General features: G+C 56.3%; 23 protein-coding genes, 1 tRNA gene and 2 riboswitches. Of the genes, 11 read left to right on the top strand and 13 right to left on the bottom strand.

The genetic code is table 11. The annotated features are described in order from the left end of the window. Positions 1 to 456: 456 nt before the first annotated feature. A complete protein-coding gene (gene speD / locus M2305_RS06180; RefSeq protein WP_046900378.1) occupies positions 457 to 936 on the top strand; it encodes an adenosylmethionine decarboxylase in 480 nt (159 codons plus the stop codon). A 72-nt stretch (positions 937 to 1,008) separates the two neighbouring features. Further along, a complete protein-coding gene (gene speE, locus M2305_RS06175; RefSeq protein WP_264648860.1) occupies positions 1,009 to 1,881 on the top strand; it encodes a polyamine aminopropyltransferase in 873 nt (290 codons plus the stop codon). A gap of 36 nt (positions 1,882 to 1,917) precedes the next feature. Here speE and M2305_RS06170 read toward each other — a convergent pair whose 3' ends face one another. The 3 genes from M2305_RS06170 to M2305_RS06160 all read right to left on the bottom strand — a co-directional run bounded on the left by M2305_RS06170 (position 1,918) and on the right by M2305_RS06160 (position 3,060). Then, positions 1,918 to 2,355, bottom strand: coding sequence for a MarR family winged helix-turn-helix transcriptional regulator (locus M2305_RS06170; protein ID WP_064275494.1), 438 nt, complete (start codon positions 2,353 to 2,355; stop codon positions 1,918 to 1,920). A gap of 131 nt (positions 2,356 to 2,486) precedes the next feature. Continuing rightward, positions 2,487 to 2,756, bottom strand: a complete 270-nt coding sequence (locus tag M2305_RS06165) for a putative hemolysin (protein WP_264648859.1) — start codon at positions 2,754 to 2,756, stop codon at positions 2,487 to 2,489. A 1-nt stretch (position 2,757) separates the two neighbouring features. Beyond that, positions 2,758 to 3,060, bottom strand: coding sequence for a putative quinol monooxygenase (locus tag M2305_RS06160; protein WP_264648858.1), 303 nt, complete (start codon positions 3,058 to 3,060; stop codon positions 2,758 to 2,760). Between the two features lie 98 nt (positions 3,061 to 3,158). After that, positions 3,159 to 3,249: riboswitch (glycine riboswitch) on the top strand. Next, positions 3,250 to 3,326: riboswitch (glycine riboswitch) on the top strand. It begins immediately after the preceding riboswitch. Positions 3,327 to 3,387: 61 nt separating this feature from the next. Here M2305_RS06160 and gcvT point away from each other — a divergent pair. From gcvT to gcvP, 3 genes are all read left to right on the top strand, one after another. Next, entirely contained in the window at positions 3,388 to 4,521 is a 1,134-nt protein-coding gene (gene gcvT / locus M2305_RS06155; protein WP_264648857.1) for a glycine cleavage system aminomethyltransferase GcvT, read from the top strand. Positions 4,522 to 4,538: 17 nt separating this feature from the next. Next, positions 4,539 to 4,898: a glycine cleavage system protein GcvH gene (gene gcvH, locus M2305_RS06150; protein ID WP_064275498.1), complete on the top strand. Its 360-nt coding sequence runs from the start codon at positions 4,539 to 4,541 to the stop codon at positions 4,896 to 4,898. Positions 4,899 to 4,974: 76 nt separating this feature from the next. Next, positions 4,975 to 7,812: an aminomethyl-transferring glycine dehydrogenase gene (gene gcvP, locus M2305_RS06145; RefSeq protein ID WP_264648856.1), complete on the top strand. Its 2,838-nt coding sequence runs from the start codon at positions 4,975 to 4,977 to the stop codon at positions 7,810 to 7,812. 61 nt (positions 7,813 to 7,873) lie between these two features. Here the strand turns inward: gcvP and M2305_RS06140 are convergent, their stop codons facing one another. Continuing rightward, entirely contained in the window at positions 7,874 to 8,344 is a 471-nt protein-coding gene (locus tag M2305_RS06140; RefSeq protein ID WP_264648855.1) for a YbaK/EbsC family protein, read from the bottom strand. A gap of 158 nt (positions 8,345 to 8,502) precedes the next feature. Between M2305_RS06140 and M2305_RS06135 the strand changes: the two genes are divergently transcribed. Then, positions 8,503 to 8,814: a putative quinol monooxygenase gene (locus M2305_RS06135; protein WP_264648854.1), complete on the top strand. Its 312-nt coding sequence runs from the start codon at positions 8,503 to 8,505 to the stop codon at positions 8,812 to 8,814. 84 nt (positions 8,815 to 8,898) lie between these two features. Further along, positions 8,899 to 9,111, top strand: coding sequence for a heavy-metal-associated domain-containing protein (locus M2305_RS06130; protein WP_264648853.1), 213 nt, complete (start codon positions 8,899 to 8,901; stop codon positions 9,109 to 9,111). Positions 9,112 to 9,132: 21 nt separating this feature from the next. On the opposite strand, the gene M2305_RS06125 is transcribed toward M2305_RS06130, so the two are convergent. From M2305_RS06125 to glnA, 3 genes are all read right to left on the bottom strand, one after another. Further along, a complete protein-coding gene (locus tag M2305_RS06125; RefSeq protein ID WP_264648852.1) occupies positions 9,133 to 10,125 on the bottom strand; it encodes an MBL fold metallo-hydrolase in 993 nt (330 codons plus the stop codon). A gap of 28 nt (positions 10,126 to 10,153) precedes the next feature. Continuing rightward, entirely contained in the window at positions 10,154 to 10,783 is a 630-nt protein-coding gene (locus tag M2305_RS06120; protein WP_064275503.1) for a trimeric intracellular cation channel family protein, read from the bottom strand. An 84-nt stretch (positions 10,784 to 10,867) separates the two neighbouring features. Further along, positions 10,868 to 12,250 (bottom strand): type I glutamate--ammonia ligase, encoded by a 1,383-nt coding sequence (gene glnA / locus M2305_RS06115; RefSeq protein ID WP_046900948.1) that lies wholly within the window; start codon positions 12,248 to 12,250, stop codon positions 10,868 to 10,870. A 529-nt stretch (positions 12,251 to 12,779) separates the two neighbouring features. Here glnA and M2305_RS06110 point away from each other — a divergent pair. The 3 genes from M2305_RS06110 to M2305_RS06100 all read left to right on the top strand — a co-directional run bounded on the left by M2305_RS06110 (position 12,780) and on the right by M2305_RS06100 (position 15,876). Beyond that, a complete protein-coding gene (locus M2305_RS06110) occupies positions 12,780 to 13,943 on the top strand; it encodes an aminotransferase (RefSeq protein ID WP_264648851.1) in 1,164 nt (387 codons plus the stop codon). Between the two features lie 76 nt (positions 13,944 to 14,019). Then, positions 14,020 to 15,483 (top strand): metalloprotease TldD, encoded by a 1,464-nt coding sequence (gene tldD / locus M2305_RS06105; protein WP_264648850.1) that lies wholly within the window; start codon positions 14,020 to 14,022, stop codon positions 15,481 to 15,483. Between the two features lie 180 nt (positions 15,484 to 15,663). After that, positions 15,664 to 15,876 (top strand): hypothetical protein, encoded by a 213-nt coding sequence (locus tag M2305_RS06100; RefSeq protein WP_211500281.1) that lies wholly within the window; start codon positions 15,664 to 15,666, stop codon positions 15,874 to 15,876. 3 nt (positions 15,877 to 15,879) lie between these two features. On the opposite strand, the gene M2305_RS06095 is transcribed toward M2305_RS06100, so the two are convergent. Further along, positions 15,880 to 16,185 carry a YggT family protein gene (locus M2305_RS06095; RefSeq protein ID WP_046900947.1) on the bottom strand — a complete coding sequence of 102 codons (306 nt, stop codon included), beginning with the start codon at positions 16,183 to 16,185 and terminating at the stop codon, positions 15,880 to 15,882. 143 nt (positions 16,186 to 16,328) lie between these two features. Here M2305_RS06095 and M2305_RS06090 point away from each other — a divergent pair. Then, positions 16,329 to 16,404: transfer RNA gene (locus M2305_RS06090), tRNA-Ala, on the top strand. A 17-nt stretch (positions 16,405 to 16,421) separates the two neighbouring features. Here M2305_RS06090 and M2305_RS06085 read toward each other — a convergent pair. The 5 genes from M2305_RS06085 to M2305_RS06065 all read right to left on the bottom strand — a co-directional run bounded on the left by M2305_RS06085 (position 16,422) and on the right by M2305_RS06065 (position 20,212). Further along, positions 16,422 to 18,074, bottom strand: a complete 1,653-nt coding sequence (locus M2305_RS06085; RefSeq protein WP_211499308.1) for an ArnT family glycosyltransferase — start codon at positions 18,072 to 18,074, stop codon at positions 16,422 to 16,424. A gap of 76 nt (positions 18,075 to 18,150) precedes the next feature. Further along, positions 18,151 to 18,903, bottom strand: a complete 753-nt coding sequence (locus M2305_RS06080) for a glycosyltransferase (RefSeq protein ID WP_264648849.1) — start codon at positions 18,901 to 18,903, stop codon at positions 18,151 to 18,153. A gap of 4 nt (positions 18,904 to 18,907) precedes the next feature. Beyond that, on the bottom strand, positions 18,908 to 19,408 hold the full coding sequence (locus M2305_RS06075; protein WP_064275509.1) for a F0F1 ATP synthase subunit B family protein: 501 nt from the start codon (positions 19,406 to 19,408) through the stop codon (positions 18,908 to 18,910). A 10-nt stretch (positions 19,409 to 19,418) separates the two neighbouring features. Further along, the gene (locus M2305_RS06070; protein WP_046900359.1) at positions 19,419 to 19,979 is read right to left on the bottom strand and encodes a F0F1 ATP synthase subunit B family protein; all 561 of its coding nucleotides are present in this window, start codon (positions 19,977 to 19,979) and stop codon (positions 19,419 to 19,421) included. Positions 19,980 to 19,987: 8 nt separating this feature from the next. Further along, positions 19,988 to 20,212, bottom strand: a complete 225-nt coding sequence (locus M2305_RS06065; protein WP_007284348.1) for an ATP synthase subunit C family protein — start codon at positions 20,210 to 20,212, stop codon at positions 19,988 to 19,990. Positions 20,213 to 20,253: the final 41 nt, after the last annotated feature.

Raw genomic sequence — 20,253 nt, 5'->3', positions numbered from 1 at the left:
GGCCCCTTAGTTGCTATCGGCTAGGGGGTATGAAGAGCACGCATTTCGAGGCTGAGATATTTCAGCCTTGGAGTGCGTGTTTTTTTATGCGCTGTGCGGCCCCCGCCTGCCTACGCCGCAGATGACGCATAGGACGAATCGTTGGCTATGACGGGGCGTATCTGTTGCTGTGTCAGAAAGACCCTGAAGTGAAGGGTGATCCCAAAAAAATGCCGATTTTTTGAGTTTTTATAGGGTATTTTACTCTGAATTCCCAAACGGTTGTTCTTCTTGGGAGCGTCTGGCGGCAGTGGGATGATCTGTAATGTCGGCCCTGCTTCTTCCGGGAATGTGACATATTAGCGAATCAGGCCAGAAAACCCTTGCATCCGCAGGAAGGGGGCTCTAACTACCGCGCTTCTTGGCCCAAGGGGGCGATTTCGCCCAACAGGCTGTCTACTGGTTTGGGGGTACGTGATGAACGCACTTGCTCAACTGGGGATGGTATCGGAACTCCCGAGAGATATCCAGAACAGCGCTGCTCACTCTGTTGAAGAGGAGCGCAAAGACTATTTTATTGAACGGGATGGCGAACGCTATGCCGGTAATCATTTGCTGATCGATTTCTGGGATGCCCGGAATCTAGATGATCCAGCACGGATTGACGAGACGCTGCGCGAGGGTGCTATTGCAGCCGGTGCAACGATTCTGCACAGCCATTTCCACCACTTCACGCCGAATGGTGGTGTGTCTGGTGTTCTGGTGCTGGCAGAAAGTCACATCTCGATCCACACATGGCCAGAGCGTAATTACGCTGCGGTAGATGTGTTCATGTGCGGCGCCTGTGATCCGAATCTTTCGATTCCGGTCATGCAGCGCTTGTTTCAGGCTGGCCGCATCGAAGTTGATGCCGTACGCCGTGGACGCGTGCAGGACAGGAACGCTAGCGCGGCCTGATTCTCGGATAGGGGCCAGCCGAACCGGCTGGTCTTTACTCTGCTATTAAATCCCGACAAGGAACCGATGACCATGGCTGAAACATGGATCAACGAGACCCTGTACCCTGACTGGGGACAGCGTTTTCTCGTAACGCGCGAGCTCGCGCGCGTAAAATCTGATTTCCAGGACATTGTTGTCTTTGAAAGCTCCAGCCATGGCCGTGTGCTGGTTCTGGATGGCGTCATTCAGATCACGGAACGCGATGAGTTCGTTTATCAGGAAATGCTGACGCATGTTCCGATGCTGGCGCATCCGTGTGCGAAGCGCGTTCTGATCATTGGTGCGGGTGACGGTGGCGTTCTGCGTCGCGTTCTTGAGCACAAGACCGTTGAAAAAGCCGTCATGGTGGAAATCGATGGTGCGGTAATTGAACTCTCCAAGCAGCATCTGCCGAACATTGCGAGCGATGCCTGGAATGACCCGCGCGCTGAAGTGATTGTCGGCGATGGTATCGACTATGTTGCCAAGGCTGCTGACGGTTCTTTTGACGTCATCATCGTGGACAGCACGGACCCAATCGGTGTGGGTGAAGTTCTGTTTACGGACGAATTTTACAGCAACTGCGCACGTATCCTGTCGGATGAAGGTCTGATCGTGAACCAGTGCGGTGTTCCGTTCATGCAGTCTGATGAACTGTATGAGACGAGCCTGCGTCGTGCGAAATTCTTCCCGCATGTTTCAGCTTATGTTGCCGCTGTCCCGACTTATGTCGGCGGTTTCATGACGCTGGGTATGGCTTCCAAAGGCCAGGCTCCGAACACGCAGACGCTGGAGCAGATTCGCGGACGTGCAGACGCTGCCAAGATCCTCGGCACGACACGCTATTGGACGCCTGAAATTCACGTCGGTTCTTTCAATCTGCCGCCGTATATTGCCGAGCATCTTCCTAAGACGGAGAAGTAAGGCCTGATCCTTCGCTCTTTTTAGGAGTGAAGGATTTTAAAGACAGCTTTCGAGGCTACTGCTCATGCGTTCCAGAAGCGTAATGAGAATGTCTCTTTCCAGCGGAGTGAAGCCTTTGAAGGCTTCCTCGCTGGCTCCTTCCATAATCGGAATCACCTGCTGGCTCTTGGTGAGGCCAACTGGCGAAAGCCGGATCTGACTGACGCGTTTGTCGTCCGGGTCGGGTTCGCGTTCGATCAGGCCGTCGCGCTCCATGCGTGCCAGCAGTGTTGCCATGCCTGGTTGCTCAATCCCTGCGAGCTCAGCAAGCACCTTTTGAGTGCGGACTTCGCCTTTTCCGAGGGCAAGGAAAACCGGAATCTGTCCTGCGCGCATTCCAGCGGGTTTCAGTTTCTGTTCCATCAGGCGCGTGAAGAGGCGCCCGGTCTTGCTTGTTAACGAGCCTATGGAGAGGCAAGGGGCCTGATTCTGCATGGGGAACTGCCTTCAGGTGGATAGTGTGGATAACATATATAACATGTTATGTATTTATTTTAAGAAGACTGCTCATATCGTAAAGCGGTTTTCCTGATCTCTTTGGAAATCAGGAAAACGAGAGGAAGCACTTACAGTTTGGAGGTGGGTGGCAACGATTTGCACTGATGGTCGCGGTACAGGCCCCATTCTTCACAGGTCTGGCCGGAGGGCAGGTGGCACATACCAACCTGTCCAGACGGCTGACTAACAATTTCCAGAGTTCCTCCCTGCTTTGTGCAGGAGACGCTGGCGGGGTTTGCCAGACCTATGAGATGCGGCTTCTGCGGTTGCTCCGCGCTGCATGCAGCCAATAGGAGAAGAGTGGCGGCACAGACGCTGTTTTTGAGCGAGAAGCGCATATCAGGGTGCCGTCCTTGTAAAGAAGCGGACGTTGTTTTCCTTGGCGCCAAGGTTTTTTACGGCCTCTGCGAATTTCTGGAAGTGCGGCGTTTTGAGGTGCACATCGAAGGCAGCCTGATCGCGATAGGTTTCGACAAGCACAATGAGATTCGGATCTTCGTTGGATATCATCACGTCAAAGCTATGGCAGTCGGGCTCGTCCGCGTTGGAATGCTTGCTGTCATAAGCACACATTTCAAGGAATTTTTCCCGATTTTCTGGGGGAATGGACAATTCTGCAATAACAGTCAGTTCGCCAGCCATGAAAGTTCTCCCGTTCTGGTTACAAAGGTATGCGGCAATCGTAACGCAGAACTAACCGTAACGATTGCGAAGAGATCAGGAAACTGGCAGGATCGAGTCCGACCAATACGGGAGAGACTGGCCTTGAAGGCTGGCGCCGAAGGAGCAACCGCCCCGGAAACTCTCAGGCCAAAGGACCGAGTTGGTCGGTAAATTCTGGAGAGAGGTGCGCCTGACGTACCCGCCGACGGGATAGCGATCTCAGGCAAAAGGACAGAAGGGGCGGCGCTTTCCGGAGACTCCGGGCGCGTCTGCACCTTCACGTTCTGACCGGGCCGGACCTACCCCATGACCGACTCTCTCCAGCGTACCTCTCTCCATGCTCTTAATCTGGAACTTGGCGCCAAAATGGTGCCGTTTGCGGGTTATGAGATGCCGCTTCAGTATCCCGCAGGGCTGATGGCCGAGCACCTGCACACACGTAGCAAGGCTGGGCTTTTTGACGTCTCCCATATGGGGCAGATCCGGATTGCTGCTCGCAGTGGTGATGTGCGTGATGCCGCTCTGGCGCTCGAAAGCCTGATCCCGGCCGATTATGCGGGGCTTGCGAAGGGGCGGCAGCGCTACGGATTTCTGACCAATAACGCCGCAGGCATTTTGGATGATCTGATGGTCGCCAATATGGGTGATGATCTGTTCGTTGTGGTGAATGCGTCCTGCAAGGAGCAGGATGCAGCACTGATTGAAGCGGCGCTTTCCGACCGTTGTGTTGTGACGCGGCAGTTTGATCGCGCGTTGATGGCGTTGCAGGGGCCGCAGGCTCAGGAGGCTATCGCACCTCTTTGTCCGGCAGCGGTCGATATGCGTTTTATGGATGTGATCGAGACGGAGCTTGCTGGTGTTCCGGTCACGCTGTCGCGCTCGGGTTACACCGGTGAAGATGGTTACGAAATTGGCTGTGCAGCCGCGGATGCGGAGACTGTTGCGCGGGCGTTGCTGGCTCAGTCACAGGTTCTTCCCATTGGGCTTGGAGCCCGGGATTCGCTTCGTCTGGAAGCGGGGCTTTGCCTGTATGGCAATGATATCGACACGACGACCACGCCGATTGAAGCCTCTTTGGCTTGGGCCATTCAGAAAGCCCGCCGCGAAGGGGGCTCTCGTGAAGGAGGCTATCCGGGTGCGGCGATTGTTCTGCGTCAGGCCCGTGAGGGTGTCAGCCGCAAGCGTGTTGGCCTGATGGCGGAGGGGCGTGCGCCTATTCGTGCGGGCGCAAAGCTTTTTGCGGATGCGGAAGGCCAGAAAGAGATTGGTCTGGTGACGTCAGGGGCGTTTGGCCCGACGGTCCAGGCGCCGGTGGCGATGGGATATGTCGCAACAGATTACGCAGGGAATGACACGGCACTCTTTGCCGAACTGCGTGGAAAATTCGTTCCGGTTCATGTTCGGGCGATGCCGTTTGTGGCGCCCGGTTTCAAGCGTTAAGCCAAGGAAAAGCAGCGATGACGACTTATTATACCAAATCGCATGAATGGATCCGTCTGGACGGGGAAGAAGCGACCGTAGGCATTACGGCTCATGCTTCTGAAGAGCTGGGCGAACTGGTGTTCGTGGAAGCCAAGGATGAAGGAACGGACGTGGCGGCGGGCGATGCTGCTGCGGTTGTGGAATCCGTCAAGGCGGCGTCTGACATTTATGCTCCGGTAGCCGGTGTACTGTCGGGTTTCAACACGAAGCTTTCTGATGAGCCGACGCTGGTTGGTAATGACCCAGAAGGTGAGGGCTGGATCTTCAAGATGAAGGTTTCTAACCCGGAAGACGTGACGTCCCTTCTGACGGCAGAGCAGTACAAGAGCCTCTGACGTTCTGTGATGGGTCTGGCTTTTGTCGGGCCCATTTTTCTTTCCCTGCCCATCAAGACTTCCAGAGAACGATACCGTGACGATCCTGTGGCCTGAACAGACCGAAGACTTCAGCTCCCGCCATATTGGCCCACGCTCCTCTGAAATTGCGGAGATGTTGCAGACGATCGGGGCGTCCAGCCTTGAGGATCTGATTGACCGGACGGTTCCGAAAGCCATTCTTGATCGTGGCGATCACGGGATTGGCGCGGCGCTGACGGAACAGCAGGCTCTGGCGCGTTTGCGGGAGATTGCGTCCCGGAACCGCGTTCTGACGTCCATGATCGGGCAGGGATATTACGACACGGTTCTTCCGCCGGTCATTCAGCGCAATATTCTGGAAAACCCGGCCTGGTACACGGCTTACACGCCGTATCAGCCGGAAATCAGTCAGGGCCGCCTTGAGGCGCTTCTGAACTTCCAGACGCTTGTGGCGGATCTGACAGGGCTCGATATCGCCAATGCGTCCCTGCTGGATGAGGGCACAGCCTGTGCAGAGGCGATGGCGCTGGCCAAGCGTGTCTGCAAGTCCAAGTCTGACCGGTTCTTTGTGGATGCTGATACGCATCCGCAGACGCTGGCTGTTCTAAAGACGCGGGCCGAGCCTCTTGGCTGGGAGATTGTGGTGGGTGATCCGGCGACGGATCTGGATGCGGCGTCTGTGTTTGGTGCGCTGCTGTCTTATCCGGCGTCGTCCGGGGCAGTGCGTGACCCGCGCGGTGTGATTGAGGCAGTTCATGCTCAGGGCGGTATTGTTGCCGTGACCTGTGATCCGCTGGCTCTTGTGATGCTGGAAAGCCCGGGGGCTCTGGGCGCGGACATCGCCATCGGGTCCATGCAGCGTTATGGCGTGCCGATGGGCGGTGGTGGCCCGCATGCCGGGTTCATGGCGACGAAGGATGCTTACAAGCGGCACATGCCGGGGCGTCTGGTCGGTGTTTCACGTGATAGCGCCGGGCGCCCCGCTTACCGACTGGCGTTGCAGACCCGTGAGCAGCATATCCGCCGCGAGAAGGCGACGTCCAACATCTGCACGGCGCAGGTTCTACTGGCCGTCATTGCGTCCATGTATGCGGTGTATCATGGGCCGGAAGGGCTAAAGGCGATTGCGGGTCGTACGCATCGTCTGGCGACTATTCTGGCTGCGGGTCTGAAGGCTCTTGGCGTGACGGTTGAGACGGAAACGTTCTTCGACACGCTGACAGTTCATGCTGGTTCCGATGCGCAGGGCATTCGTGCCAAGGCTCTGGATGCCGGGATCAATCTGCGTAATGCGGGCCACGGACGGATTGGTCTATCCTGTGATGAGACGACGACGCCTGAAACCATCCGGACACTGTGGCAGTGCTTCGGGGCGGATGAGGCGCGCGTTGCGGTTCTGGAGCGGGAGCTTTCTGTTGAAGACGCTCTACCGCAGGCGTTGTCCCGTCAGGCGGCTTTGCTGACGCATCCGGTGTTCCATGTTCATCGTTCGGAGACGGATCTGCTGCGGTATATGCGGTCTCTGTCTGACAAGGATCTGGCGCTGGATCGGACGATGATTCCGTTGGGCTCCTGCACGATGAAGCTTAATGCGACAGCGGAAATGATTCCCATCACCTGGCCTGAATTCGGGCGGATTCATCCGTTTGCGCCGAAGGATCAGCAGGCTGGGTATGCGGAACTGTTTGCGTATCTGGAGCGGACGCTGTGTGCGATTTCCGGCTACGATGCTGTGTCGCTTCAGCCAAATTCTGGTGCGCAGGGTGAGTTTGCGGGCCTTCTGGCGATCCGTGGGTATCATCAGGCGCGCGGAGATATGGATCGGGATGTGTGCCTGATTCCGGCGTCCGCCCATGGAACGAACCCGGCTTCCGCCCACATGGTGGGGATGCGTGTTGTTGTTGTGGCCTGTGACAGCAATGGTAACGTTGACGTTGAGGATCTGAAGGCGAAAATTGCGCAGCATGACGGGCGTGTGGCGGCCATCATGATTACTTATCCGTCTACGCATGGTGTGTTTGAGGAGCGGATTGTCGAGATCTGTGATCTTGTTCATGCGGCTGGTGGGCAGGTTTATCTGGATGGTGCGAACCTGAATGCGCAGGTCGGTCTGGCACGGCCGGGTCTGTACGGGGCTGATGTTTCGCATTTCAATCTGCACAAGACGTTCTGCATTCCGCATGGCGGTGGTGGACCGGGCATGGGGCCGATTGGTGTGGGCAGCCATCTGGCGCCGTATCTGCCGGGCCAGAACGGGATTGCCGTTTCTGCTGCGCCATATGGGTCAGCGTCCATTCTTCCAATCTCTGCGGCGTACATCATGATGATGGGGGATGAGGGACTGCGCCGGGCGACGGAAGTGGCCATTCTGAATGCGAACTACATCGCGGCGCGTCTGGAAGCGCATTACCCGGTGCTATATCGGGGTAGCCACGGCTTTACGGCGCATGAGTGCATTGTTGACCTGCGGCCGATCAAAGATGCGGTTGGTGTAACGGTGGACGACATTGCCAAGCGTCTGATTGATCACGGGTTCCATGCGCCGACGGTCAGTTTCCCGGTGGCGGGGACGTTCATGATCGAGCCGACAGAGTCCGAGGGGAAGGTCGAGCTGGATCGGTTCTGCGATGCGATGATCGCCATTCGGGCAGAAATTGCAGATGTGGAAGCAGGGGCAGTTGCCGTAGAGGATAGTCCGCTACGGTTTGCGCCTCATACGACGGCCGATTTGGCCAGTGAGTGGGGTCGCCCCTATGCGCGGGAGAAGGGCTGCTTCCCGGGTGGAGTTAACACGTCCAAGTACTGGTCGCCGGTGGGGCGACTGGATAACGCGTGGGGCGACCGGAATCTGGTGTGTTCGTGCCCGGATATTTCGACTTACGCAGACGCGTAATATTAATCTGTTTTGTGAGTAAAAAAGGCGCCCTCAAAAGGGGCGCCTTTTTTACCGTCCATCAGGATGTGACGGTGACCCACTCTGCAGACGTCAGTTCTGCCAGACGCGCCGGGGTGAGCATGACGGAGGCATTGGTGGCACCTGCTGCAGGGATCACGATGTTAAATGCGCGCAGAGACTCATCGCAATAAACGGGAAGTGGCTCTGATAGTCCAAAGGGGCAAACGCCGCCGGGCGGATGGCTTGTAAGTTCCAGCACTTCTTCTCCGTTAAGGAAGCGGGGACGACCTCCCAGAGCGTCTTTTGTCAGACGATTATCCAGACGTTTTGTTCCTGCCATGACGATCAGCACAGTTTTAGCCTGTGGACCTGACCCAACCTTCACGCCAAGTGTTTTGGCAATCTGATCGGGCTCGACATTGTGTGTGGCAGCAGCCTCCTCAGCAGTAGCCGTGGAACGCTCCGTCACGATGATGGAGAGATCAGGCGCGCGCTGGGCGAGATCAGTCCTTACGCTTTCAAGACTCATGAATAGGTGCCTCCGGAAATTTCAGGAAGATGTTTCATGTGAAACATGGGGGAGATTTCAGAAAACGTATCTTGTAGAAATGGCAGCGCACAGGGGCGAGGGTCATTAGTTTACCGATGAGAACCAGATCCTGTATCTTTTTTTGTGAGGAAAACATCGTGAGTCATGCTGCCTGTGTTGTCGCCATTCTGACTGTATCGTCTGACCAAGCACGAGAGCTGGAGCTGGAACTGGTACGCTGCATTGTTGCATCACGTGCGGAAGAAGGCTGCCAGCGTTACGTAATCAGCCGCGATCAGGACCATGCAGGACGCTTCACGGCCGAGGAGCGCTGGGCTTCGACTGAGGCTTTCGAGCAGCATCTGCAGACGCCGCATTTCCGGTCTCTTGCCGCGTTGCTGGATCGTTTGGATGCTTCGGTGCAGTTGATGAAGGTGACGCCGCTTGATGAAATCAGTGACGCGATCTGAAAGCTGTTTCAATTCCAGCGGGAATATGTCTCTTCTGATGTGTCGCTGTTGGGGCGGCAAACCATGCACGAAGGAGAGACACCCATGACAGCAACCGTAACATTTCAGGTCGAAGGCATGTCCTGCACAGGGTGTTCAGGCAAGCTCCAGAAAGCCCTTGAAGCTGTTCCTGGCGTTTCCGCTGCGGATGTGACCCTGGAGCCAGCACAGGCCGTTGTTCAGTATGACGATGCCAAGGTTTCTACGGCAGCGCTGAAAGAGACAGTGGAAGACGTTGGCTTTGATGTTGTTGGCTGACTGAGAGATTGCCTTTGGCGGTCAGAGCCTGAGGTGCAGGCTCTGAGCTGCCATAATGAAGTGGACGCCTGTTGTATTGCCCGCTTCCAGTTCTTCATGAATGCGCAGAACGGGATCCTGCTGGCGTCTGAGTGTCGGTTTGACGTGCGTAATTACGACGGGCAGATTTTTGAGCGAAACGCCTGTGACCTGCTGAAGGTCTTCCAGTTCTGCCTCTACCCAGTGCGGCGTCAGATGCCCGTACAGGTGGCTATCGGAAATGGAGTTGTCATAAGAGCACTCTATCATGATGGCATGGAGATGTTTCTGACGCACAAGGGGCGCGATAGCCTGCCAGAGACGATGCAGGTGATCTGAGTGCTGTGGGGCGTCTGGCCCGGTATCTCCGAGATAGAGCAGGGCGTCTGGGCCGTTTGTGAGCAGAAATGCTGTCGATTCCACACCTCCGTGGTTCAATGGATAGGCCTGAACCTGCAAAGATGTTCCGCTAATAGGTGTTGGCTTCTCGGGTGTTAGATCGTCATAGCGGTATGTGCTGAGCCGGGGTTTGACGCCTTTGTCGCCCATGTTGGGCCAAATCTGCCAGTTGAAGATATGGTCTGCGAGAATGGCGTTGACGGACGCAAAAGCCATTATCGGCTTGGGTGTGTCATCCGGGGAGATGGCGATTAGACCGGCAATATGATCCAGGTGAGCATGGCTGATGAGATAGGCCGCAATGGTCGTGTGAAGGATTTCCCCTTCCGGAGTCAGTGTTGCGGACTTGAGGGAAAGGGTTTTGAACGCACCCGCTTTTGCGGCGTCTTTCAAGCCATGCAGAACGGTTCCCGCATCGCAAAGAACGCCTTTGTCGGAACCTTCAGGCCGGATTAGGTAGGCGCTTAACGTTCCGTCATCCAGGCCTCCGGCGGCTCCCAGTACGACGATATCAAAGTCTGAGGCGTGCGCTATGGGGGCACAAAGAAGCAGAGGGAGAGCGGCTAGAAGTCCCTTCAGGACGGGGGCGATGCGCATGAGCGGACGTTCTTTTCCGTGAGGAGGGCTATTTTCGATAATGCGGTAGCGACAGTCCCTTGAGAAGGGCAAGTGCGCGAAGGGCAAACCCTGCGAAAATGGCGATGGCAGCCGCCAGTGTGGTGTCACACCCTGCTTTTGTCAGCAGCACATAGCTGCACGATGAGAGGGCAACGGCCGTAACATATAGTTCTGGACGAATGATGATGGATGGGACGCCAGCCAGCACATCGCGAAAAATGCCTCCCATGCAGGCACTGACAATTCCCATCAGAGCGGCTGGAACAGGTGGGATGCCATAAGCAATGGCTTTGGCTGCGCCATACACGCCATAAGCCGCAATCCCCATCCCGTCGAACCAGTCTACGGCGCGCTCGGACCAGAGGCGACCTGGCGTGAACCAGACGAGCAAAGCGCAGACCATGCAGACTGTGATGCCAGTGGAGTTATGCATCCATGAGACAGGTGCACCGATCAACAGATCGCGCACGGTTCCACCGCCAACACCTGTAATGGCAGCGAAGAACATGAAAGTCAGGATTGTCAGGCGTTCCCGTGCGGCGGCGAGGGCTCCTGAAACGGCAAAGACGGCCGTTCCGGCAATATCCAGAATGGGCAGGACGGAAGTTGAAAAAGCCTCGAAAGCGGGGTGCATCATGACGGGTGCCGTAACAGGGAAAGCGGGTACGAAAAAGCCCGGCGCAAAGGCCGGGCTTCTCCGTTTTGCAGAAGTCTGCTCGGATTAGACCGAGTAGTACATCTCGAACTCGACCGGGTGGGGTGTGTGTTCGAACTTGTAGACTTCAGGCCACTTGATGTCGATGTAGCTCTCGATCTGGTCCTTGGTGAAAACGCCGCCTTCGAGAAGGAATGCGTGATCTTCCTGGAGGGCTTCGAGGGCTTCACGGAGCGAACCGCAGACCGTCGGGATCTGAGCCAGTTCTTCCTTCGGCAGTTCGTACAGATCCTTGTCCATAGCGTCGCCAGGGTGGATCTTGTTGCGGATGCCATCAAGACCAGCCATCAGCATGGCTGCGAATGCGAGATATGGGTTTGCCATCGGGTCCGGGAAGCGGACTTCAACGCGCTTTGCCTTCGGGTTCGTGGCGTGCGGGATACGACACGAAGCTGAACGGTTGGCAGCGGAGTAAGCCAGCAGCACGGGCGCTTCAAAGCCCGGGATCAGGCGCTTGTAGGAGTTGGTGGACGGGTTCGTGAACGCGTTCAGAGCCTTGGCGTGCTTGATGATGCCGCCAATGTAGAACAGTGCGTCTTCGGACAGGTCCGCATACTTGTCGCCAGCGAAGGTTGGCTTGCCGTCTTTCCAGATGGACTGGTGAACGTGCATGCCGGAACCGTTGTCGCCCGAGATCGGCTTCGGCATGAACGTGGCCGTTTTGCCGTAGGAGTGGGCAACGTTGTGCACGCAGTACTTGTAGATCTGCATGAAGTCAGCAGATTTCACGAGTGTGTCGAACTTCGTGCCAAGCTCGTGCTGGGACTGTGCAACTTCGTGATGGTGCTTCTCGATCGGAAGACCCATTTCGCCCATCGTGGAGAGCATTTCGGCGCGGAGGTCATGCTCGCTGTCCACTGGCGGGACCGGGAAGTAGCCACCCTTGACGACAGGGCGATGGCCCATGTTGCCTTCAGGGTAGGCTTTCAGAGATGCGCCTGGGCCTTCGATGCTGTCGAGCTGGTACGTGCCGAAGTTCGGGCCGGTGCCGAACTGGACGTTGTCGAAGATGAAGAATTCAGCTTCCGGGCCGAAGAAAGCGGTATCGCCGAAGCCGGCTTCCTTCAGATAGGCTTCTGCAAGCTTGGCCGTGGAGCGGGGATCACGATTGTAGAAATTGCCTGTCTTGGGATCAATAATGTCACAGAACAGGATCAGCTGCGGCTTTGCGGAGAACGGGTCCATGACGGCCGTTTCCGGATCTGGCAGCAGAACCATGTCGGACTCGTTGATCGCTTTCCAGCCCTGGATGGACGAGCCATCGAACATGAAGCCTTCAACGAACGTGTCGTCTTCAATGGTGGAGACCGTCTGGGTCGTGTGGTGCCACTTGCCCTTGGGATCGGTGAAACGCAGATCGACGAACTCAGCCGCATGTTCCTGGATCATCTCGAAAACGCGGGCAACGGCCTCGGGCTTCGGTGCTGGTGGCTTGCCAGCTGCGGCGGTTGTCTTGGGGGAAGCAGCCTTGGCGGAAGCGCGGCGTGGAGCTGCAGCTTTCGGTTTGGCGGTGGAGGAAGTAGGGGCTTTTCTGGCCATCGATCTGTCGCCTTGCATCGTGTGAACGGCTTCAAAACGATTACGGGACAATTTCCCATCTGTCGAGTACGACATACACCTTCATTTCATCATCAATTGAAGAAAGAAAGTGTCTCAAAATGGCACTTGGCCTGATTGGACGCGTTTTTCTGGCCGATCAGGGATGGGGAAGCTCTGACTTGCCGGGGTGTTGTCCGATCGGGAAAATTTTATTGATCGGGAATTCCATAGTTACTGTGCGGGTACTGATTCCAAAAAGACGTTTGTTCAACTGAGATCGTGAGGTGAGGACCAAAGCGCAGGGAATGGCTTTTCAGGACGAGCGGGTCCTGCAATGGTGAGGTCTCTCTTCCGTTCCATGTCTTAAAAGCTCTGGTCCATGAAAACGCCCAATACCTATCTGTCCTCGCTGCCCACGACCGTTTTCACGATTATGTCTCAGCTTGCTGCCAAGTATGATGCAATCAATCTGGGACAGGGCTTTCCGGACACTGAAGGTCCGGCGGATATTATCAACGTCGCGGCCGAGGCGCTGAAGGACAATAGAAACCAGTACGCGCCACTAACGGGGCTGCCGGAGCTCCGGCAGGCTGTCGCTGAATCAAACCGGCGTTTTTATGGGCTTGAGATTAATCCGGCGACAGAGGTCGTTGTGACGTCTGGAGCAACGGAGGCTCTGGCAGCCTGCCTGATGGCTGTTGTGGAAGCTGGTGATGAAGTGGTTCTGATCGAACCCCTCTATGACACCTATCTTCCCATGCTCAAGATGATCGGCGCAGTTCCCAAGTGCGTCCGTCTTCAGCCGCCACACTGGAAGCTTCCCGAAGAAGAGCTTCGTGCAGCCTTTGGCCCCAAAACAAAGGCCATGATCCTGAACTCTCCGATGAACCCTGCGGGCAAGGTCTTTTCACAGACTGAACTTGAGCTGATTGCAGGATTGGTGAAGGAACATGATGCCTATGTGATCTGTGACGAAGTTTACGAACACCTGACGTTTCACGTGAAACACATTCCCCTCATGACGCTTCCTGACATGCGGGAGCGCTGCATGCGCATTGGGAGCGCAGGCAAGAGCTTCTCTCTGACGGGATGGAAAGTCGGGTATGTCACAGCGTCCGCGGCTCTGGCGTCTGTGGTTGCCAAGGCTCATCAGGTGCTGGTGTTTGCCACGGCTCCTAATCTTCAGCGCGCTGTGGCGCATGGTCTGAATAAAGACGACAGCTACTACAAAAGTTTGTCCGCTGACCTGGAATTGCGCCGAGACATTCTTGTGGAAGGATTGCATCGCCTCGGTTTTGAGACACTTCCCGCAGATGGAAGTTATTTTGTCGTGGCGGATACGTCACGTCATGCTCACGGGCGGACGGATGTGGAGTTTGCCGAATGGCTGGTTGAGCATGCAGGCGTAGCAACAATCCCGGTCTCTGCCTTTTATGACCCGGAGGGCGCTGAACCGCCACGCAACATGATCCGCTTTGCATTCTGCAAGAAGCCGGAAATTCTTCAGGACGCCCTGCGTCGCCTCGAAAAAGCACTCACCTGAAGGCGGCCTCTTTCAATTCGCGTGCTATGACCCATTTCTAGTTCTTCACCATCCTCTCAGCCAGGAGATTATCCCGATGTCCATTGCCGCAGATGCGCTGGGAGCCCTTGCCACAACTGATGCCCTGTTTTTTGACCGCCCCGGTTCCCGACTGACGCGGGAGGGTGCCGAAGCACTGGTTGCACAGGGATTGGCAGGGGTAGATGATGGAGAACTGTTTCTCGAATACCGCGAAAATGAGGGGATCTCACTGGATGACGGGACAATCCGATCAGCGAGTTTCACAACCTCTTCCGGCTTCGGTCTGCGCGCAGTCTTGGGAACAGAAACGGCTTTCGCCCATTCTGATGAAATGAGTGAAGACGCCCTGGCACGTGCGGTTAGCACGGTCGGTGCCGTGCGACAGGGACGAAGTGGCGTGATGGCGCCGGGGCCGCGATCAACCAATCAGCGTCTCTATTCTGACTCCCGACCGCTGGAGGGAACGGACTTCGCAGCGCGTGCGGCAGTTTTGGGCGAAATTGACGCCTATGCCCGTGGTGTGGATACCCGCGTTGTTCAGGTCAGTGCCAGTCTGAGTTCCGAGTGGCAGGCCGTGCAGATCATGCGGCGTTCGGATGCTGGAGATCGCGTTGCGGATCTTCGTCCGCTGGTCCGTCTTAATGTATCGGTCGTGGTTGAAAAGAACGGTCGTCGCGAGAGTGGTAGTCATGGACAGGGGGGACGGTATGAACTGGATCGTCTTCTGGATGGCGCGACATGGAAAGCAGCAGTTGATGAAGCTCTGAGGCAGGCTCTGCTGCACCTTGATGCAGCGCCGGCACCTGCAGGAGAAATGGATGTGGTGCTTGGACCAGGATGGCCAGGTATTCTGCTCCATGAAGCTGTTGGCCATGGGCTGGAAGGGGACTTCAACCGGAAAGGAACATCCTCTTTCACCGGTATGGTCGGGAAGCGTGTGGCTGCTCCTGGGGTGACGGTTATTGATGATGGCACACTACCTGAGCGTCGAGGATCTTTGAGCATCGACGATGAAGGAACGCCAACGGGACGGACTGTTTTGATCGAAGACGGTATTCTGACGGGCTATTTGCAGGATCGCCTGAATGCTCGTCTGATGGGTGTGTCTTCCACGGGAAATGGGCGTCGGGAATCTTACGCTCATGCCCCTATGCCACGTATGACAAATACGGTGATGCTTGAAGGAACAGCAACGACCGACGAGATGATCCGCTCTACAAAGCGTGGACTGTATGCCGTCAATTTTGGCGGTGGTCAGGTTGATATTACGTCCGGGAAGTTCGTTTTCGCGGCGTCTGAAGCTTATCTGATTGAAGATGGAAAAGTGACGCGCCCGGTGAAGGGGGCGACGCTCATTGGAAACGGTGCAGATGCCATGAACCAGATTTCGATGATCGGGTCAGATGTGGCGCTTGATCCGGGAATTGGGACATGCGGCAAAGCTGGTCAGGGCGTTCCTGTCGGAGTGGGGCAACCAACGTTGAAGTTGTCTGGCCTGACGGTAGGTGGCACAGCCTGACAGGGTAAAACTCTCCGGCTTTCCGGCTCTTAAAGTAGCCGTAACTCATTCCGGATATTGCAGCTGGCAGCATCGTGCCTATTTAAAAGGCATAAGATGTTTTGAACTGTAATGTCCGGTTTTTTATTTTTGCCATGGTCATTGCAGCTCAGGAGTTCACGTTGTGAAAGGAGCTCCACCATGGGGCATAATTACGCCAAGCCACTGACCAGTCAGGTCCGGATGGAGCGTGTGCTAAGCCGCTTGCCTGAAGACTGGTCTGTTCGCATTGAACGTGAGCCGGGAAAAGGGTGGCGCGCCTGGATGCAACCGCCGATGCACTCAGGTCAGTGGAGTGAGCCGCACAATGATCTGGCTGATGCGCTGGAGGAAGTGTGGCGCGCAGTCCGGTAAGTCTTAGAAAGCAGGGTGGTAAATCAGCATGGCGAATACACGGTTGACCAAGGGATAGACCAGAAACTGGATTGCCAGCAGCAGGACCATCGGCGCGAAGTCCATGCCGCCTGTGCTGGGAAGGATATTCCGAATAGGGGCCAGAATCGGTTCGACGACGCGCGCGAGGGTGTTGAAGAGCGAGTAAAAAAACCGGTTACGAATATCCAGCACGCCAAAGCCCAGCAGCATGGACAGGATACAGTAAGCCAGAAGAGCCCATACGAATGCCTGAATGATCATCAGGATAATGGCGTGCAGGGCAAGCATGCTGAAAACCTCGTCGGAAAACGCGGAAGACCGGGTAAGCGGCCAGCCAGGAACAGGTTTTGTATCTGCCTCGGCGAGACAGGACAACCTCATCCGGATTGCTTGACAGAAACCGGGCTGATGGGAACTATCAAAAGTGCCATGGGGCTGTAGCTCAGTTGGGAGAGCGCCTCGTTCGCAATGAGGAGGTCAGGGGTTCGATTCCCCTCAGCTCCACCATGGCAATTTCCAGGAATTTAGTCCGGGGCGAACATGCCCAGGTCAAGATGATGACCGTTTGAGTAGTTCAGGCCTTGGATACGGCCATATTCTACGATGCTAAGGTTGGTTCGGTTCAATGCATCCCGAAAGGTCTTTTCATCCTTTCGGTCTACCAGAGCGAGGGTGCAACGAGGATTCTGCTGGAGATAAGCTGCCGCGGCTTCTGGGCCAATCAACTGCGTGTGTTCACCCACCAGGAAAACCAAGCTTGGCTCGGAATAAGATGTCGAGACAAGCACAGTTTGAGCGCATGGCTTCACGTCTTCAAAAAGTGCAGCCACTCGGGGAGCCAGTCGAATGGTTTGCAGGTTGGGGATTACAGCCAGGAAGAGGCCGGCTTGTGCAATGACAGCGGCACCCATCGCGCAAAAAGCTGCCTGCTGCCGATGATTGCGGATTAAAAGAAGAATTGCTCCTCCCATGAGAGGGAGTGCTCCGCAGAGCGCCAGGCATTCGCGGATCGAAAGCATGTGCTGCATTTTATACAGCACGACCGTGCCAGCGAAACAGAAGGCCAATCCAACTGCGGCCCATATAACGCCGTAGAATCCGAGAGCGATTTTGCTCCATTTGGAAAGAGCTGGACGACCCCAAATCGTTAGAGCCGCGGCAGTCAGGATTGCAATGGCCGGATATGTGGGCAGAACGTAATGCGGAAGCTTCGTGGCGATTAGTTCAAAGACCAGCCAGTGCGGGATAATCCAACTCAGCAAAAACCGGACTTGAGGCAGTTTGCGATTTTTCCAGACTGAGGGAATTGCCAAAGCAGCAAAAAAAGATCCAGGCCAGAATGCTAGCGCAAAGACAATAAGATGGAAGCCCGGTGGTAGGCCGTGAGCTTCCTGGCCATGTGCTACTTTCCCCAGAAAATTACGGCCAATGGCGCGTGAAAAGAAGTCCCCATGACTGACAACATCAATCGCGACACACCAGGGAACGACTACGGCGAGCATGAGCAGCCAACCCCAGCGCGGACGCAGTCTGGACCACCACTCTCGATCACGTTCGACAGCCCATAGGGCCAGTGGGGTACAAAAGCCTGGAATGAGAACAACAGGGCCCTTGAGCATTAGGCCGACGCCCAACGCCAACCAGTAACCGCACGCAACCCAGACGGATGTCGGACTGTTCTTCTGACGATCGAGAAATGCCTTCAGAAGCATTGCTTCAAAGCACAGGATATCCAGGAGTAGGACTGTATCGATTGTCGCCATATGGCTTTCGGCGACAAAGAGCGTCGAAACCATCAGGAGGCCCGCAGCCATCAGACCGGTAACTGCTCCGAAAAGTGCGCTTCCCATCCAGGCTGTCAGGGGAATGATAAGGGCGGCGGCGATGAGGCTTGGAATGCGATAGGGCCAGGTTTTGCGAAGAACGTCTGAGCCAAAGAGTTCTTCCGCAATTTTTGCAGAAGAGGCTTCAAGCCAGTAGATGCCAGCCGGCTGCAAATAGCGTGGCTTGTCTTGAAAGCGGACGTCTACAAAATTTCCGGACGTGAGCATCTGCTCTGACGCTTCCATATAACGTGGCTCGTCACGATCCAGCGGGGGCAATGTCATGCGTCCCGGCAAGGCAAGCAGAAAGGTCACTAGCCCAAGGAGGGCATAATGCCGGAATGTCAGTTTCATGCAGAGGCTCCGTTCCGGTCCATCAGAGAATGGTGGCCGGAAAGTGTCTGAAAGGCCATCCTCGTTAAAGGATGGATCAGTGTTCGGTCAGACGATCGGGCAGGTGGGTTCGGTTTTGCAGCCACATGACACCCAGAAGATCACGGATGCCGACAAGAGCCCGATTGAAATTGGTGTATTTTGATGAGCCGTGCAGACGAGCACGGTGCTGAACTTCATGGCAGATCAGCGGGGCGCCATAGTGTCCAAGGAGGGCCGGTAGAAAGCGGTGTACACCCTCAAACTGCGGAATACGCAGGAACATCTCACGAGAGAAAAGTTTGAGGGGCGCTCCGGTGTCCGGGCAACCATCATTCAGAAGGCGACGGCGCAAGCCGTTGGCCAGCTTTGTCGCAATGCGCCGGGAGAGACGGTCATTCCTTTTTCGACGGACACCAACCACCAGCGGCGGCTTGGAATTGGCTGAACGTGCCAGCTCAAGCATGCGGATGATGGAAGAAGGATCGTCTTGACCATCGCCATCAATGGTCGCCATCCATTCGCCATGAGCGGCGGCTGCTCCGGTTCTCAGAGCAGCAGATTTGCCAAGGCGCCGTGGGTGGCTAAGAATTCTGAGATTTGGAAGATACTGACGTCGTGCTTCAAGAAGCTTCTCGACAGTGGCATCTGTACTGCCATCGTCGATGGCGAGAATTTCAGTATTTTCCGGGAAGCCATCAAGAACTCCAGCGAGTTCCTGACAGACAGGTAGAATATTGTCCGCCTCATTCAGGACTGCCATGACAATGGAAAGCGTCACAGGAGTCTGGGATGGGCGGACGGATGTCATAAACTCAGGCCGCAGAACGGCGCAGCGCTTCAGGAAGATTCTGAATGCTCTGCTCAATCAGCTGAGCAGCAACGTCCGGGCTTTCGGAAAGACGAGAGGCCACAACATCGCGAGCTGCCGAGATGGCAATGGCTGTTGCGCGCTCTTGAACTTCACGGATTGCAGCGCGTTCTGCGGCTTCAATCCGGTCGTGCGCCATCTTCTCGTAACGGCCGGCTGCTGCTTCTGCTTCGTGACGGGCGCGTTCTGCCAAAGCAGCAGCTTCCGTCTCTGAGCGGGCAATCATGGCCTGCGTTTCTGCCAGCGTCTTCTCACGCTCGCGGGTCGCATCTTCGAGCATCTGCTCTGCCTCACGGCGGAGACGGGCTGCCTCGTCCAGATCACGGCGAACGCCTTCTGCACGGGCATCAAGATGGCTCGTGATGACGGCCCAGAGCTTGCGACCAAAGATCACGAAGAAGAGGACAAATGCCAGGGCAGTCCAGAAACGGGGTTCTTGGAACATCGTCGTCTCCTTAGGCGCTGACGCGTTTCACGGCGCTGGCGACAGTCTGTTCATCCTGTTCCCCGATCAGACGGGAGACCAGGTTCTGAGCGGTACCAGTAGCAATCGCGGGGAGGCTGGAAAGAGCCTGCTCGCGGGACTGGGCAATCCGGGCTTCGGCGTTTGCGACTTCAGCTTCGAGACGCTTTGCGGTTTCCCGTGCATGCGTTTCAGCGCTGAGGCGTGCCTCGTTCTGGATGCGCTCTACATTGGCCCGAGCCTGTGCGGCCGCTTCATGGCGGGTGCTCAGGAGTTCGGCGCTTGCGCGGTCGGACTCGGCTTTCGCACGGCGGGCAATATCGAGGTCGTTCTGGATGCGGGTGCGTCGGTTCGACAGCACGCGCTCGATCCGCGGCAGAGCGGAACGGCTAAGGACGACATAGAAGCCGGCAAAAATGACGGCTCCCCAGGCGACCTGTCCGATCAGCAGCGGATCATGGACGTTCAGCTGCGGCATGCCCGCAGCCACAGCTCGGCCCGGCACAGCCGCCAGCGGAGCGGCGAACAGGAAAAGACGTGGCGTGCGGTGCATGTTCGACCTCAGGCGAACAGGATCAGGAAGGCGATCAGCAGCGCGAACAGAGCAACGGCTTCCGTCAGCGCGAAGCCGAGCATGCCGAGGCCGAAAACGTGCGGGCGGGAAGCCGGGTTGCGAGCGATGGAGCTCACGAGCGTCGAGAAGATGTTGCCGAGGCCGATGCCGACGCCTGCGAGGGCGATTACTGCAATACCGGCGCCGATGTCACGAGCGGCTTGAACGTCCATGGTCAGGTTCCTTTAGGGTCGATACAGGGGTTGTGCAAAAC

This window comes from Gluconobacter cerinus (assembly GCF_025961355.1).
Taxonomy (GTDB): domain Bacteria; phylum Pseudomonadota; class Alphaproteobacteria; order Acetobacterales; family Acetobacteraceae; genus Gluconobacter; species Gluconobacter cerinus.
The sequence above is the reverse complement of the archived record's forward strand: the minus strand, read 5'-3'. Positions and strand labels throughout refer to the sequence as shown.